General features: G+C 40.7%; 14 protein-coding genes and 1 tRNA gene. 5 read left to right on the top strand and 10 right to left on the bottom strand.

All coding sequences use genetic code 11. From position 1 onward, the window contains the following. Positions 1 to 2783: 2783 nt before the first annotated feature. Entirely contained in the window at positions 2784 to 3359 is a 576-nt protein-coding gene (locus CFT61_RS06595; protein ID WP_142990577.1) for a hypothetical protein, read from the bottom strand. A 919-nt stretch (positions 3360 to 4278) separates the two neighbouring features. Further along, the gene (gene ftsZ, locus CFT61_RS06590) at positions 4279 to 5658 is read right to left on the bottom strand and encodes a cell division protein FtsZ (protein WP_089543664.1); all 1380 of its coding nucleotides are present in this window, start codon (positions 5656 to 5658) and stop codon (positions 4279 to 4281) included. 140 nt (positions 5659 to 5798) lie between these two features. Between ftsZ and CFT61_RS06585 the strand changes: the two genes are divergently transcribed. Further along, on the top strand, positions 5799 to 6386 hold the full coding sequence (locus tag CFT61_RS06585; RefSeq protein WP_089543663.1) for a hypothetical protein: 588 nt from the start codon (positions 5799 to 5801) through the stop codon (positions 6384 to 6386). A 12-nt stretch (positions 6387 to 6398) separates the two neighbouring features. Here the strand turns inward: CFT61_RS06585 and CFT61_RS06580 are convergent, their stop codons facing one another. Continuing rightward, entirely contained in the window at positions 6399 to 7274 is an 876-nt protein-coding gene (locus tag CFT61_RS06580) for a DUF5131 family protein (protein ID WP_089543662.1), read from the bottom strand. A 16-nt stretch (positions 7275 to 7290) separates the two neighbouring features. Continuing rightward, positions 7291 to 7704: a nucleoside 2-deoxyribosyltransferase gene (locus tag CFT61_RS06575; protein ID WP_089543661.1), complete on the bottom strand. Its 414-nt coding sequence runs from the start codon at positions 7702 to 7704 to the stop codon at positions 7291 to 7293. Positions 7705 to 7955: 251 nt separating this feature from the next. Between CFT61_RS06575 and CFT61_RS06570 the strand changes: the two genes are divergently transcribed. Then, positions 7956 to 9044, top strand: a complete 1089-nt coding sequence (locus CFT61_RS06570) for an AAA family ATPase (protein ID WP_089543660.1) — start codon at positions 7956 to 7958, stop codon at positions 9042 to 9044. Further along, positions 9044 to 9547, top strand: coding sequence for a hypothetical protein (locus CFT61_RS06565; RefSeq protein WP_089543659.1), 504 nt, complete (start codon positions 9044 to 9046; stop codon positions 9545 to 9547). The genes CFT61_RS06570 and CFT61_RS06565 overlap by 1 nt, the downstream gene beginning before the upstream one ends. 87 nt (positions 9548 to 9634) lie before the next feature. Here CFT61_RS06565 and CFT61_RS06560 read toward each other — a convergent pair whose 3' ends face one another. Then, the gene (locus CFT61_RS06560; protein ID WP_089543658.1) at positions 9635 to 10681 is read right to left on the bottom strand and encodes a YeiH family protein; all 1047 of its coding nucleotides are present in this window, start codon (positions 10679 to 10681) and stop codon (positions 9635 to 9637) included. 84 nt (positions 10682 to 10765) lie between these two features. After that, positions 10766 to 11659, bottom strand: coding sequence for a LysR family transcriptional regulator (locus CFT61_RS06555; RefSeq protein ID WP_089543657.1), 894 nt, complete (start codon positions 11657 to 11659; stop codon positions 10766 to 10768). Between the two features lie 145 nt (positions 11660 to 11804). Here CFT61_RS06555 and CFT61_RS06550 point away from each other — a divergent pair, with 145 nt between their 5' ends. Continuing rightward, positions 11805 to 12599 (top strand): EFR1 family ferrodoxin, encoded by a 795-nt coding sequence (locus CFT61_RS06550; protein ID WP_089543656.1) that lies wholly within the window; start codon positions 11805 to 11807, stop codon positions 12597 to 12599. Between the two features lie 20 nt (positions 12600 to 12619). After that, entirely contained in the window at positions 12620 to 13231 is a 612-nt protein-coding gene (locus CFT61_RS06545) for an HAD family hydrolase (RefSeq protein ID WP_089543655.1), read from the top strand. 119 nt (positions 13232 to 13350) lie between these two features. Here the strand turns inward: CFT61_RS06545 and CFT61_RS06540 are convergent, their stop codons facing one another. The 4 genes from CFT61_RS06540 to CFT61_RS16895 form a co-directional block, all read right to left on the bottom strand. Beyond that, a complete protein-coding gene (locus CFT61_RS06540; protein ID WP_089543654.1) occupies positions 13351 to 13662 on the bottom strand; it encodes a helix-turn-helix domain-containing protein in 312 nt (103 codons plus the stop codon). 18 nt (positions 13663 to 13680) lie between these two features. Further along, positions 13681 to 14223 (bottom strand): hypothetical protein, encoded by a 543-nt coding sequence (locus CFT61_RS17510; RefSeq protein WP_089543653.1) that lies wholly within the window; start codon positions 14221 to 14223, stop codon positions 13681 to 13683. Positions 14224 to 14439: 216 nt separating this feature from the next. Continuing rightward, entirely contained in the window at positions 14440 to 16698 is a 2259-nt protein-coding gene (locus tag CFT61_RS06530) for a hypothetical protein (protein WP_089543652.1), read from the bottom strand. A gap of 98 nt (positions 16699 to 16796) precedes the next feature. Beyond that, a tRNA-OTHER gene (locus tag CFT61_RS16895) sits at positions 16797 to 16919 on the bottom strand. Between the last annotated feature and the right edge of the window lie 44 nt (positions 16920 to 16963).

Raw genomic sequence — 16963 nt, 5'->3', positions numbered from 1 at the left:
ATTCTATAACTCATTGAAAATCAATAGGGCAATTTGAGGTCTGACCATAAAAAACATGGTATTAGATTCGGAAGTGGATGCGACAAAATTATAAATAAAAATAAGGTTTTGAATTAGTTTGCGACATAAATATAATATAGGTTGTCGTAAACAAAGTTATTTCACAGCTTATCTTTTGAGTAATCTTTTATTGTTATCATTTATAATTATATTGTTGTTCGTTGAATTTTCTTAATTTATTGGTTTTCGTTAAAGTAATACTTTAATATAGGTTAACTATCTTGTTACGACAATATTATAAATGATAATAGTTTTTATAGTAAGAAAAGCCAGAATTTAAAGACAAAAACACGCTAAGTTTATAATTTTGTCCAGGCTTGAGTTTTAAGGATTGGGATATAATTTATAAACTTTTGAATCTCTGATAGTTAAAACATTACTGCGACAAAATTATAATATTGAGAAAGGAATGATTATCAATTTTTTAACTGGTACTTTGCTACGACAAAATTATAAAGAAACAAAAAATATGGTTTTTAAAACGACTATTTAATAATTATGTCGCAAATAAAATCATAATAACTATAATTGTGTCGCATATGATGTGGCATATCATGGAGAATTCTTAATAAATAAAGGCTGTAAAAAGAGTACTTTATTAAATGTATAGCTTGTTTTCAGGGAGATGGATGAAGAAAGGCTTTAATGAATATTCCATGTTACTGCGACAAAATTATAAGCTAAATCTAATTCTATAGGTGAAGTATTCCATGATAGAAGTTAACTTTATAATTTTGTCGCAATGTACACCAAAACTCGAAGTATAAGATAATTATAATTTTGTCGCAACGTGATTGTATTTGTTTGTTTATCAGTGTATTGAATGATTTTAATAAAGTAACTTGCGACAAAAATATAAATGCCAAATAGGGCAGGGGATTACTATGTAATATACCTGCGACAAAAAAATAAAGGAAATCAGATAAAAGTAGAACGTATTACGACTTCTTTGTATTTTTGTCGCAAATAGGTTCAATTGGTTTATTATTCTGTCGTATGATGTATGTTCAGAGTAAATAAAACATAGGGAAGGTATACTATAAAGTCTTTTGCTTCAATATGTTATAAGTATTTATAGAAATGTAATCGCGACATAATTATTGGTTGAATTAGGCAGGAATAGCAGTTAACTCTGAATTTGCATGTTACGCATGAGGATTATGACTTATATTAGAAAGAATAAGAAGACAGAAATATAACACTATCTAACATAAAAATACATATTTTAACGCGCAAAAAAGTCTGTTCTTTCTTTATAAGGCCTGGCTTTCAAAAACTTTCCCTCCATGAAGCTGGGAGTTTCCTTTTTCTGCATCATAACGGAGGAAGAAACACCACTATAAGTCCTCTTGTCAGTCTGCTCTTTTTTATATCTCTATTTTTGGCTTATTCTTTTCAGTATCTGTAACTAACTGATTTATAACATCTCCCTTTAGCTACCTGCGACATAATTATAAGATGATGCGACAAAAATATAAACCTAGCTGCGACATAATTATAAATCTTAGGTGGTTTGTTGCGACAAAATTATAAGGGTATAATATGAATCTGGATTAACTATTTTTGCATATAAGATAGTTTGTTATGGTAGATGTGCTTTCTTGAAGAGAATAAGATAAAGTGATCATTGTCCAATAAAATATGAGAAATAATTATATATCTATCTGATAATCTGCATTTTTGCAGGTTTATTCTAGTGAAACGAACTTGAATTGTTAGGTTCAAATAGTACTTGTCTTGTCTTCAAAATGGCTTTGCTTACCGTATATTATCTCCCATTAATAGTATTCTTCAGGATTGTGCTTCGATTTCGTATCTTTATAAAAATGTCGCACCATTATATGGAGAATGTTTAATATAGCCCCATGGTATAACACTATCTAACATAAAGATACATATTTTAACGCGCAAAAAAGTCTGTTCTTTCTTTATAAGGCTTGGCTTTCAAAAACTTTCACCCCATGAAGCTGGAAGTTTCACCTTTCTGCGTCATAACGGAGGAAGAAACACCACTATAAGTCTTCTTGCCAGTCTGCTCTTTTTTATATCCCTATTTTTGGCTTATTCTTTTCTGTATCTGTAACTAACTGATTTATAGTATCTCCCTTTAGCTACTTGCGACATAATTATAAGATGATGCGACAAAAATATAAACCCACATGCGACATTATTATAAACTCTTGGAGATTTGGTGCGACAAAATTATAAAGGTATGGGATTTGCAGCAATTAACAGATTTTTTATCTCTCCTTCTCCTGTAGTATTGGTTCTGGACCTTTTCCTCTGTACTCCATATAGGCATTCTTGAGCTTGCTGCGACAAAATTATAAGGAAATAAATGCCTTGATAGCCTTGTAGAATCCTAAGACAAGTTTGGTGATATGAGAAGAGATAGGTACAGGGTTCTGCAAATCAAGAGAAAGCCTTCTTTTTCTTGATTTGTATGGGAGACCAGGCTCTTGGATGATTTGCAATGAAACTTTCCTCGGTAAAATTGCAACAACGGCTTAAATCGCAGAAAAATGCCCTTTTTCTTTTTTGTAGAATTAAGTGTGAAAATGAAGAGAGGGGAGAAGTTGTCTTTTGCATTATGTGATAGATGGAAAAAGAGAAGTGTTGCCCAAAATATTTTGGTGTAGCACTTCTCTTCTTTCTTGAGACCTTCCAGCAACAGAGAACTCTTCTACGTTTTGATCCTAGGCTAGAAGGTATAAGGTAGAAAGCTAGTTCTCTGTATTTTGTGAAACGATTTCTTCACGCAGCCTGTTATGAACTGTGAAAAAATCATTCAATAGCGCCCTTAGGTATTCTTTCACATGAGGGATTTCCTTGGTCAGAATGCACTGGCGTTTGGAATGGAGAACAAATTTCTGTCCTTCTTCCTCTATGCAGTAAACAATGGTTGTTCCACTATAGTTGTTGATTGTGTTTATTGCCTTACGTACATTGGACATTTGTTCTAGATCATCCAATGGAACAATATACCACCTTGGATCCCAAATATCAATGAAGAAACTCTCATTACTGGTATCAATGACGAAAAGTTCTCCCTGATACTGAAAACACAAGCGGTTCTCGTCCTCTTCTGCAACAGCAGCCTTACAGTTTAACTGCTTCAGTAGTTCTATGCACAAATCCCTGGTGTGTGGAGGTCCTGCCTGCTTTTCTTCTTGCAGTATGTCTGCAGAAGCCTCAGGTTGTGTGCTGCCGGCTGCTCCTTGTTCTGTTGGCTTTGTTTTTCTACGAGAAAAGAAGTAGATACAAGCTATGATCACAATCGTTGAAATAATAGTCTCCATATGCATCATTTTATGATTTTCGTTTATTAATATGGCAAAAATACAAAAAAAATCGTGAAGTCATGAGAAATAACACAAAAAAAGTCAGATTCTATGATAAAATCCGACTTTTGAAAAGAAAATCATTCATTAACTCTATCTATTATGTCTTTCCATTCCTCAGGAGAGTAAGCTGTAACAACTGCAAGAACTGAAACGCCAAGAACAAAAAGTAACATCATATGAATACTCGTTTTCCGTGTGAACCCACGACAGACCTGCTGCAACTAGTAATTTAAAAATATTATTCCCTCTCCCCAAATCCCGAAGATTAAAAGGTGATAGGCTTTTTACGTGCAAGTCAATACGATAAATAAGAGTAAACAGGGTGCAAGGAATTTCTGTATTATTTTCGGTAGCCATCGGCTGCTTAGACAAAAAATACAGAAATAGCCTTTAGGCGGTACTTGCAGGTTTACGTTTATCGTAATTTTGCAAAGTAAAAACCTCTCTCCTTAAAATTGGGATATATGAAACCGGGGATAAAAAGTTGCAACCAGCATGGAGGTTACATGGTTAAACATATTCTGTATAAATGATAGCTTCTTTTGACCATTTTTTCTTGCCTTCTTCAGGTTACTCTCGTTTAGATGACAGGTAAGTTTTAATCAGATTGGAATGGATGTTTTCATGGTGTTCTGTTTTCTCTGTAGTGTCCTTAAGTTAATAGTTCGAAACAAATTCTGAAATACGGAATCCTTAAACATAATATAACTTAATTTCTTTTAATGATTTACGATATGCGGAAACCATTCACCTAAATTAATATTCCTGCATGAATGAACAAAAAATCCCCATCGCTGGAATTAATCCTAAGCGGTGGGGATTTCAAAGCCTGCCGTTATCATCTTCTTGGTTTGAAGCTTCGTCTCTCAAGAAGCTACTTGTAGTTCTCATCATCGTAAGAGATGATATCCAAGTCTTCTGCAATTTTTATAAGCCCGTTTTTGATTTTTTTACCCAAAGTTAGTGGCTTAGGCTTGGAAACTGGCGATTCTACAGAAACCTTTCCTGAATCTTCTGTGCTATGAGGGTTGTTCTCATTCAAAACATTAGTTGCCCCTTCTTCAGACTCTCCTTCTTGAGCTGCAATCATGGCGACCTTCTTTGTATCATCAGTCTTATTGTCATCTGCAGGTTCTGTTTCTTGCTTTTGCTCAGTTTTATCTGAATGCGTCTGGAAGTTGTCTCGAATAGGATGATAGAGTTTGTCGATGATTCTTTGATAGTCTTCTTCATCCTTTGACGTAGAGGAACTTTCTTTTACCTCCTCGGACAACTCATTGTTGAGACCTGTTGCAAGAATGGTGACTTTGGCATCCTCGTCCAAGCTGTCATCATCAGAGAGACCCCAGATCACCTTGATGTCTGGATTCAATTCATCAAAGAAAGCGTCAATTTCTCTCATTTCCCGAACAAAGATTGGGTGCTTGCTGGAAGTGTAGATATTGAAAAGGATGCGCTGGGCATTACTGATGTCGCTGCCATAGAGCAGAGGAGAGTCTAACGCATTCTTGATGGCACTCTGAACCCTTCCCTCACCACTGGCTCTACCCATGGCCATTATAGCACCGCCACCGCTCTTGATGGTAGTCTCGATGTCACGGAAGTCAAGATTGATGGTTCCCTCCACGGTGATGAGTTCCGAGATACTCTTGGTGGCATCGCTCAGTACCTTGTCTGCCAGTTTGAAGGCATCCTTTACGGTAATCTCGGAGTCGGCATAAACATCGCAGAGACGCTCGTTGTTGACGATAAGCAAGGCATCCACGTTCTTGCGCATTTCTTCTACACCCTGCAGAGCCTTGACAATTTTCTTTCGCTTCTCGAAGTAGAAAGGTATGGTGATGATGCCAACGGTAAGGATTCCCATCCCTTTGGCAATACCGGCAATGACAGGTGCGGCACCCGTACCCGTTCCACCACCCATTCCGGCTGTAACAAAAACCATCTTGGTTCCGTCGTCCAGCAGTTTCTTGATATCTTCCTGGGTATTCTGAGCCTCACTTCTTCCCACTTCGGGATTTGCCCCTGCACCCAAACCACTCTTTCCGAGCATGATTTTTACCGGCACAGGCGACTTGGATAGTGATTGACTATCCGTATTACAGACGGCGAAACTCACGTTTACTATACCCTCTGCATACATATTCTTAACGGCATTGCATCCGCCACCACCCACACCAATCACCTTGATGATGTTCTTGGTAGTGTCTTCTGTCTGCCCGAAATCTATAGGTGTCCAATCTTCTTTCATCATTTCAATATTTCAATTTGGCCACAAAGATACATATAAAGAGTCAGATCACCTATAAAAAAACAAACGCAAGCCTTGCAAAAGATGATTTTTCCAAGGAGTGAAACGAAATTTCCCATTCTTTTTGTACTTTTGCAACCAGTATGCAAGAAGAAACAAGAAATATGACCCCAGAGGAGAAAGCCGCTCAGGTAAAGACGCTTTCCACCCAGCTTTTAGCAGAAGGTAGAACCGATCTTTTGTTAAAAGCCATCAGTGTGCCCGTATTGGAACAGCTCCGTATCGAGGCAGCAAGGGCAACCCTCAGTCCTCTGGTCATCACGGAAGATTACCGTTTCTTGCTCCCAGACTATGGAAACAGGGAAGTGCAGCTCAGTCCCATCCACAAGGCCCTCTATCTGCTCTTTCTGAATCACCCGGAAGGAATAGAGTTCAAGAACCTGGTGGATCATCGTGAGGAACTGTTTGCCCTCTACCGAAAAATCGGCAACAGAATCGACCCCGATAAAATCACAGAAACAGTGAATCGCCTGACGAACCCTCTTGATAATGCCATCAATGAGAAATGTTCGCGTATCAAGGCTGCTTTCTCCGACTTGATGGACGAATACCAAGCCGACTACTACATCATCAATAGCCATGTCAAGCGCCACCAAGGCTCTTCCATGAAGCTCTGGTTCGAGAGACTGAAAATCATCAACCTCCCGAGGGAACTTGTAATCTACCAATAATGAGTATTTCCGCTATCTGTTGTCGCATGCCCCACAATTGGAACAACCGTTGCACGTCATCCTGCTCCCACAGGTCTTGCAATGTGCTCTGAACAATGCTTGTGGCTTGATAATTTCATTGCCAAACAGATTGCCTTCAGGAAGGTGGAGCTTGTAGGATATAGGCTTCCCCTGAAAACTCAACCCACTCAGATAAGCTTGTTTACTCTGGACTTGCTTGTCATGAATTCGGTAAATTCTTCCGTCCTTGACAAAGCAAGTACCAGTTTCGATGAAGTTGAATGATACATGGTAGGTCCTGCACTGATCACTCAAACTCTTCACCCACTCATAATGGCATGGCCTGGCACCGTCATAGTTCTCACCTCCACATAGTACATCTTCTATCTGCCCTGTGGCTAAATAGGAAGAAACGTCTATGGGACCAATGAATGGAGCAGCCATGAAGCCTTTGTGCCTGGCTGGAAGATCCAAAAGAATAGGAAGCCTCTCATCAGCTCTCTTCTGGTTCTCTGTAGTTACCGAGAGAAGAACATTCTCATAACCAGTTCCCCAGTCCTTTGGCAAGCATTCCTCAATGCGATGCGCACGCTTGGTGAGCAGACGAAATACCATATCCGGCCGACTCCTGATGATTCTCCAGGCTTCTTCTCTCCAAACATCAGCTTCCTCCACAAAAAAATCCGTGCTAAGTCCCACATACATCTCCATGCCAGAAGGATATTTGAAACTACCGTCTCTCTTTCTCTGAAGAGGCATGGCAAAGTTCTCTGTCCTGAAAACCTTCGCCGTGTCAATGCCTCTCTTGCCATCTAGAAAGTACATGTAGCAGTGCTCACATCCTTCACTGATTTTATGGCAGCCGTGCCATGGATTCCAGATAATCATATAGTGATAATTGCTTCTATGACAAAATCTTATCCATTAAAGAGAATAGTTCCTCTTCTGTTTGATAAGGGTAAATCACGAAGTAGGGATTACCTGTAAGCATGGCTGAAAGCTGAGTCTTGCTCTTGTCATAGAAGATGTGACAAGGAATACCTCTACTCTCGGCATACGCCAATTCATAACCCACACCAAGTGAAGGATTGCTGCACTCGGCTACCACCATGTCGCTCTCCTGAAGCCATGCTGTGTCCTGGTTGTAGATTTCTGCATCACTCATCCTGCCTTTTTCCATGAGATTGATGTCATCCTGACCTATATGTTCGGTCAGTACGATGTCAGTGCGCTGCATATGTTCAATCATCTTTCTGTAGAGATCAGCAAAGTTTCTCCCTCCACGAATAGAACCTGCAAAATATATTTTCTTCTTCATGATTTCTGCTGCGTTAAATGTACTTATTCCCCATTGAGGAGCCTTCCCCTCTATTTTATGATAGTCATATTGACTATGATATTTAGAATATGGCTGCAAAGGTAATAAAAAATGAGAATATCCTTGTGAATCGTTCTACTTTTTTTAGGTAATTTGCTGGTTACTTGCAGAATTATTGCGATTTTCTTGTTTGTTTCAGAAAAAATGATTAGCTTTGCAAATTATTATATTGAGTTAAATAAACATGGGCAATGATTACAAAGATTAGGTTACAAAACTGGAAGAGCTTTAAGGACTCTACTATATATATCGATTCTTTGGGTATCCTTATCGGAACCAATGCTAGTGGTAAGTCAAATGTGTTAGATGCGTTTGCCTTTCTCCGTGCTGTGGGGGAAGGTAAGAGCCTTCTTGATGCCATCCAGGCTGTTAGAGGTGGGGAAGACTGGATTATCCGTAGAGGTGAGGATTTTTTCTGTATTGAGATAGAAATAGAAATTGATGGAAGTTATTATCTTCTTGATTTGAGAGTGATTAAACGGAATTCAGTTTTCAGTTTTGGTCCTTGTGAAATTCATCGTTTAGGTATAGAAGGCGATGATGTCGTTCCTGGCAAGTTTATTGATTCTGCTCGCAATATCACATGGAAAATGTATGATGTTCCAATATTTCTAGATTTTTGGGCTAAGATATATGCTACTTTTAGAAATATCATCATTCTTGATCCTGTTCCTGCTAAGATGCGTGATTACTGCAAGATTTCAAAAGAGTTGAAGTCTGATGGTAGTAATGTAGCTGGCGTTTTATGTGCATTGGCACCTGAGGAAAAGAAGAAGGTGGAAGCACTGGTGTCTAGCTATGTTCGACCACTTCCTGAGCGTGATATTAACAAGGTGATATCTGAGCCTGTTGGCCTGATTAAGTCGGATGCCATGCTTTATTGTTATGAGGATTGGAATCCCGAACAACCTGTTGATGCAAGAGGTATGAGTGATGGTACGCTTCGTTTTATAGCGATTGTCGTAGCTCTTTTGACGGTTGCACCTCATAGTTTGTTGCTTATCGAAGAGGTGGATAATGGCTTGCATCCTTCTCGTGCAAAGGAGTTGGTTGATATGTTGAAGGATTTGTCACGACAGCGCCAGGTTGATGTGCTCTGTACGACGCATAATCCAGTTTTGTTAGATGAGTTAGGCAACAAGATGATTCCGTTTGTCAGCTATGTTACCCGTGATGAGAATGGTGATAGTCATGTCAATCTCTTGGAAGAAAAAGAGAATCTAGCCAAATTGATGGCTTCAGGAACAATTGGTAGAATGATGGTTAATGATAAAATATAATGAGAAAGGTATTGGTGATTGATACGAGTGTACTTTGTGTTTGGCTCAAAGTACCTGGCAAGGAAACTTGTGGTCCAAGCAAAGCCTTGGTTACATACGAGATGGTCTCTGAGAAAATAGAGGAAGAAAAGAAGAAAGGAACAACCTTTATTCTGCCGCTTGCAACGATCATTGAGACTGGGAATCATATAGCTCATTCTTCCGGAGACAGAAAGTCATTAGGCGAGGAATTTGCTCAAATCATGATTGATTCTGCTGATGAGAAATCACCATGGGCTGCATTTACTGAACAAAGCAGTTTGTGGAATCCTGAAAACTTAAAAAAGTTGGCAGAGAAATGGAAGGACACAGTTATAGGAGGGCAAGCTTTAGGCGATGCTTCTATAGTTGAAGTCGTAAAGTTTTATACTGATTTAGGATATGAAGTTGAAATCTTTACAGGTGATGAAGGACTGAAAGCTTACGAGCCTACGGTTGAAATTCCTAGGAGAAGAAGAAAGTAAAAACGTTAACGAATAAAAATATCCATGTGAATCGTTCAATTTTTCACATGGATATTCAGTTTTGACGGTATCATATATGTGATACTATTATTGTAAGTAAGGTATGGCAAACTTAACCAGACAATATCCACCTACGATGAGCCAGCAATAAAGAATGGCAGCCAAGAGGAAAGGCTTAATGCCAGCTTTCTTGAATTTGTCAAAGCTTGTCTCGGCTCCCAATGCTGCCATTGCCATGGTCAGGAGGAAGGTATCCAGTTGGTTAATCCAATCCACTATGCTTTCCGGAAGCAAACCAAGAGAATTGAATCCAATCACTACCAGGAAGAGAATGGCAAACCATGGAATGCTGATTTTAGGCTTGTTGGTATCAGTATTTTTCAAACAGTCTCTTTTGGCAACATCCCTTGCAACGGTCCATGCAATTACCAGTAATACCGGTACCAGCATCATCACCCTTATCATCTTTACAATGATGGCATTGTTGCTCACCTCGGCTCCCATGGCATTGGCTGCACCTACCACATGGGCTACTTCATGAACGGTGGAACCCGTAAAGAGTCCCATCATATCTGGTGATAGGTCAAAGATGCCAGCCCTGTAGAGAATAGGGTAGAGGAACATGGATAATGTTCCAAAGATGACTACGGTGGCTACGGCTACTGCCGTCTTGTAAGGCTTCGGACGAATGGCCCCATCCACACCCAATACTGCTGCAGCTCCACAGATGGCACTTCCGCAAGCGGTGAGCAGTGCGATACTGCGGTCAATTTTCAGGAGTCTTCCCACCAGGATTCCCAAGCCGATGGTGCCGCATACGATGATGGCATCCATTACGATGGCAGAGAAGCCCACAGCCATCACATCCTGGAAGGTAAGCTTGAAACCATAAAGGATGATGCCTGTGCGGAGGATTCGCTTACTGCAAAACTTGATGCCCGGTACCCAGGTGTCGGGCAGGTTGTTACGTAAACTGTTTGCATAGAGCATACCAATGATGATGCCCACCACCATGGGGCTAAACGAAAGAGCTTTCACCCAGTCCATGCCACCGATGTAGAAGGCAGCGCATGCGAAGAGTGCGATGAGCAATACGCCATGCAGCATACTGCTCCTTTGTTCTGATAATCTCATATTTTTCTTTTTTGTCGGTTAATCGCTTTTGAAAAGCAGGTGCAAAGGTACGAAAAATCATGAGATGCTGTATATACATAATAACTATACGTTATAACCACTGGTTATGAATCTCTTGAATGTCTGCTGGAGTTTGGCGGTTTCGCCTCTCTTCTCTACAAACAGAAATTCTCGTTCCATCTTTAGGTCTTCAATTTCCAGAACCTTGAAAACTTGTTCATAGATACTCCTGTAGATGGCTCTTACGCTGATGATACCCATGCATAAGGAATGTTCCACGAAATGCTTGATGCCCTCTGTGGTTCCCAGATTCATCTCTATGTTCAGATCAGAAAGATCAATACCGTTTTTTTGCAGGGCATTTTGGATGACATCCAAAGTTCCGGAGCCTAATTCACGCAGCACTATAGGTATCTGTTTGAGAAATTCCAGGGAAATCTCGTCTTGTTGGGCTAGGGGATTGGAACAATGTACGAACGCCACCAGCTCATCTTTCATGAAAGGAGTGTATTTAAAGGTGGGCTGACGCTTGATGCCTTCCACCATGCCCAGGTCTATTCTTCCAGCAGCAAGAGCGTCCTCTATCTCATGAGAATTTCCGCTGAGCAGGGTAAGACGAATATCGGGATATTGTTTCCTGAATTCAGCAATCAGTTCGGGGAGAACATATTGCGAGATGGTGGTACTGGCTCCGATGCGCAGTTCGCCACCTGATTTCTCAGTGAGTTTCTTCATGTCGAAATCGAGATTCTGATAGGCATTGATAATCTTGCAGGCATGGTCAAGCATAAGTTGTCCGGCACGGGTGAGCTGGATGCGATTGCCGATTCTGTCGAACAGTTGCACCCCATATTCCTTTTCAAGCTCCTGTATGTGCTTGCTGATGGCAGGCTGACTGATGAACAGTTCGTTGGCAGCCTTAGTGAAACTCAGGAGTGTAGCCACACTTCTGAAAACTTTCAGTCTTGTATCTATCATTGTATGTTCCTTTGTCTTTTCAAAAAACCTCGTCAATATTATACCCAGTAATTCAAATTTTCTGCAAAGATAACAAAAATCTTCAAATCAATTGCTGGTTTAACATAAAAATCGTATCTTTGCATTCTAAATATACAATGACATTATGAATATTAAAAACATCCACTTGGTCTATTATAGCGCCACTTTTTCAACAAGACGTGTAGTCCGTGAGATTGCATCCCAGTTTCAGAAGCCAGTTAAGGAGTATGACATCACTTCTGATATGCTGAAGGATGATGTCTCGCTTGGAAGTGAAGAGGATTTGTTGATTGTGGGAGTACCTTCCTATGCTGGTAGAGTTCCTGAAATGGCAGTTCGTTCATTGAGACGTTTTCTTGGAAACAATACCCCAGCCATCATAGTATGTGTCTATGGTAACAGAGCCTACGATGATACGCTCATCGAGCTGAAGGACCTGGTGGAATCCCATGGCTTCAAGATACTTTCTGCGGCTGCCGTCATAGCCCAGCATTCCATTTTCCCTAAGATTGCAGAGGGAAGACCTGATGCTGATGATATGGCCAAACTCCATGATTTCGCTTCAAAGAGTAGTCAACTTCTATCCCAGATTTCAAAGATGGCAGCAGTTAGCCGGCTGATGGTAAATGGCAACCGCCCATATCGTGATACTAAGCCAATTCCCTTGCATCCAGAAGGAAGCAAGGGAAAATGTACTTCCTGCCATGCTTGTGTGAAGATGTGCCCTGTCGGAGCCATTACTCAGGACGAACCATATAAGACCAACGAAAAGAAATGTATCTCGTGTGGTAGATGTGTAGTGGTCTGCCCTCAGCATGCCCGCCAATTTGGAGGTCTGTTATATAAGGCAGTCAGCTGGAAATTTGAGAAGGCCTTTGCCGAATCCAAGCAGCCTGAGTTCTTCTATGTAAAAAGTTAAAACATAAGATGTAGACTGCAATGAGTAGATACAAGAATATCATCTTTGATGTAGGAAGCGTATTGGTGAACTGGATGCGCATGAACCTCTATACCACTCTGTTTCATGGCGACAGGGAGAAGGCTAGGTGGATAATCGATCATGTGGTGACGAATGAATGGAATGATCAGACAGACTTGGGAAAGCCAATAGATGAATGTATTTTCGAATTAAAGCAGGCTTTTCCCAAGTATGCTCCTTACATAGGTGCTTACTGGTATTGTTACAAGGATATGGATGGTGGTGAAATTCCCGGAATCTATGAAATCATGTCCGAGTTAAAGAATAGAGGCTATCATTTGTTCTGCCTTACCAACTGGTCTCATGAGACTTTCCCATTAGTCAGGGAAGTCCATGCACGTCTGTTTGATATGTTTGAAGGAATCGTTGTGAGTGGTGAGGAGAAGATGGTAAAGCCCAATCCGGAGATTTATCAACTTCTTCTGAATCGTTATGATCTACAGGCATCGGAAAGCATCTTCATCGATGATCGGCAAGTGAATGTAGATGGTGCCAATCGTGTGGGGATCCATGGTATCCTTTTCACTGGAAGTCTAGACTTAAGACAGCAATTAGGCGTCTGTGTTTTTTAGAATATGGCAAATATTTTCTAATATAATGATGGCTAGTTTGGGATAAAGAATCTCAAACCAGCCATTATTTTCTAATGAAGGGTATTTTCTTAAGAAGATTATTCTTTTTTTCAGCAACATTATTTGGCTAAGTTCCCCAGGATAGATATCTGGAGACAGCGCTCAATTTTTGCCAGTGTTTCAAGAGATAGATTCTCTTGTCCTTTGAGAATCTTGGACACATATTGCTGACTGCATCCCATAAGTTCTGACAAACGTTTCTGTGTCATTCCTAATTCATCCATTTTATCGAGCATTTTCATTGCAATATGCTGAGAATAGCGAAGCCATGACTTGTTTGCCATGCGCCATTCTGCATTCTCACGCCATTTTGATGGAGAAGAAGCCTGATGCTCTTTAAGTTTTGAAACTATTTCATTAGCAGTTTTCATAATAACCTCCTTTCTTTTTTATAAAATTTCATTTAAGAAGTCCATGAAGGAGTCCTTATCGGCAATATCGTTGTTAATCAAAAAACGTCTCACTTTTTCCATACGGGCAAGTTCTACTAACGTATGTTCACGTTCATGCATGGTACGGGTTAACTTGATAGCCCCTCCTGTAATGATATAAATACCTGGTTCAAGCTTGATGGCATAAATTCGAAGCCACGAAGCATGGCGAGGGGTGTTTCGAAGGCGTGCCTTTTCCTTATCCAAAAGCATTTCTGAAGTACGACAATTTTCCAATGGACGGAAAATCTTGTCAAGGTCTGCATCTGGAGATATGTCCATGATGAGACACTGTAAGCGTTCACTATCTTCAATCGTATCATAACTGGCTTGGTTGACATTTGTGATTTTGAAGTAGGAGGCTAAATCATCTGTATTCTGCTTAAAGAAGTTGCGTAACCATGCAACATCGTTCCATTGTCCAAGTATGGAATCAAGAACGTTGTCAAGGCAGTCGTCATATCTGACAGCCCAGAGGTGCTCGTTTTCTGTGATAACGATCGAATCTCATAATCGTACTATTTTATAATGCGAAGATACAAAAAAAGTTTAAATGTACAACTTATAGGTTTATTATTTAAGAATATTTAATGAAGGGATGTTTGTTTTGGACTACTACAGACCTATGATACTCATCACATGATGAAGGCTTTTGGCATTTTAAAAACCTTCATCATGTGAGGAGTAATTGTATTCCGCAATAGAGTCGTTGTTCTTTCAATACAAGAGCTTGCTTACCTCTGCCGGATTCAAAGCCCATTCATAGGTATAGCTTTCGTCTGCCTGACTCTCATCAAACAAGATTTTAAGACCTTGTGCCTCTGCCTTTAATCGAAGGAGCTCTCCAATCTTAAGTTTTCTTTGAAGTCTCTTGAGCAGCGCCTCTATGTCTTCTCTACAAGCAGAACGAAGCGTTTGTCCTGAGACTGGCATTTCCAACCAAATGATTTCTCTTCTGGCTATATCCAGAACCCCGAAGACAAGTCCCTTGGCAAGATTGTCATCACCCACTCTTACCATGTGCTGAACACATGATGGATCGTAGGCAACACCATCTTTTTCAGATATTGTCATTTCATTGGCAGAATCCATCCATCCCACCACAAGATTTGGTGACAGTGAACCACAGGAGTATGCATTGCAGGTAAAGGTCGCATACCTGGCACCAGCTTTCTCCAGCTCAGGTAAAGACAAATCTATATACTCTGCCGTTCCCACCATCTCCGGTATGCTTCTGATGTCACCCGAATGCTTGGCACCGGTGCATGTGAGATGATAGTAGGCACATTCCTCAATCTTGTCATCATATGAAATCCTACAGCTAAGATCCATGTCCAGGTGTTGGGCGTGAAGACCCTTGCCCCATTGCAAGAACAATCTAACAGCATCACCTTCCACTGGAAATCTCGTACCCATCAAGGCGCAGCTGGTATCCTGTATGGTAGAAGAACGGTCACCTACGCTGATTGGGATATCAAACAGTTCTGGTGCAATATAGATGGTCTTGCTTTCTGTATCCATATCCTTGAAGCGTCTGAGTATGGCATGTTTGTATATACCATATACCGCATCCACCATCTGCTGACGTTCCTCTCTCGAATACAGAGAAAGCAACTTATTATGCTCGATTGTTTTTCTTAATCCGGTAATTGTCTGTATGGAGCGAATAGAGTTCTCGTCAAAGTAGATCTCGGCAGCATTGCCCAGAGAAACCAGAAGTCTCATAGATAGTTTATCTGCTACCTCCTCAAAAGCTTTCAAAGTCTCTTCGCAACCAAACCTCAACATGGTGGCAAACAGGCAGCGGGCAAAAGAGCCTGGTCTGGATTTCAGTAAATCCAACACCTTCTTTGCGTCCTTTTCCTTGCTAGCCTTGTCTATGCAGCCTTGCCATGTGGTGTAATCCTGGTTGTAGAATACATCCATGATTTCTGCCAAATGCTCAAATCCCTTTCTCTTGGCATATTCTGCCAAACGGAGAGCGCGAATAAATCTTACCCACATACCACGCTTAGGATTCATGTCCTCAGCCGCTTTCTTGGCAGAAAGCGAGGTTGCATTCATCCATTTGGCTACCATCTTGCATGTCTTTCTGGAGTATTTCAGCTTGAGATGCTCCTTCATTCGTTCCTGGTAGGTGAGAGAGGTATCCCCTGCCATCCCCATCTGATAACCTAACCTTCTTGCATTGGCCTGGAGAACAGATGGCTTGATAATCTGCAGCTGCCCAGTTTTCTCATACCAGAGATATCTCAAGATGTCAGTAGGGGTCTTCAAGTAGGATGTGGCTTTATCACCATCCTCCTTCCTTACCAGATTTCTGATGACCAGCATCATGGTCTCTTTCATGCTGATCTCTATTCCTTCTGGAACATCATATTCATCCAAAAGAAGCTCCAGACTGTTTTTCTGAGTCATGTCCAGTGGAGTGGGAGAGGAGAGTAACGATTGAAAAACCTCCTTCAGCTCTTTTCCCGTGAACAGGCGCAGTTCCTTTAGCTTGCTTCCCTGACCCTTGAAAACATAATCAGTTGCAACGAATGGTGTACCACAGTAGGGACATCCATTGTATCTCTCCAATGGGAAAGTTCCCTCAGGAATCAAATGTCCACAAGGTAGGGTAGTACCCTTGATATCCACTTCTTTGTGTAAGATATTGGCAATCCAGGTAATGAAATGATCCACAGCTCCTTCTTTAGTAGGAACATTCCAACCCTTGACTAGTGGAGACCAATTGAGTTCTACTCCCATTACATCCTCGATGACGGCAACAATATCTGTCAGTTCTTCTACAGATACCATGCCAAGACCATGTAACAGCTCCTCGCTTACACAATAGCCGTACTCTTTTAATCGCTCCAAAAGGGAATAGACTGCTGGAGTGATTTCCGAAGACATGTTGATGTCTTCCTTCCTGATGTCAAGATACAAAGCCTTGTACCTCAATGCAACTTTTACTAAAGCCTTGTCGTTCATAATCAATCTATATTATAATAAGGTAATGGAGGAACTCCAACTATGAAACTGCAATTCAAGCTATGAAGTAAGTCCCTCTTGACCTAAGTTAATAATTGGGCTGCGGGCAGGACTCGAACCTGCGACACTAGGCTCTCATTGCAGAAGTATGTGTAAGTTGACCTCCTGGAAGAAGATGATTCCCACACACATCTATGCTCTACCAACTGAGCTACCGCAACCATAAAGGATGTGGAATAGGGTGGTAATGGAAAAACTGAGTACC

Origin of the sequence: Segatella copri, assembly GCF_002224675.1 — a bacterium.
Lineage (GTDB): Bacteria > Bacteroidota > Bacteroidia > Bacteroidales > Bacteroidaceae > Prevotella > Prevotella copri_U.
The sequence above is the reverse complement of the archived record's forward strand: the minus strand, read 5'-3'. Positions and strand labels throughout refer to the sequence as shown.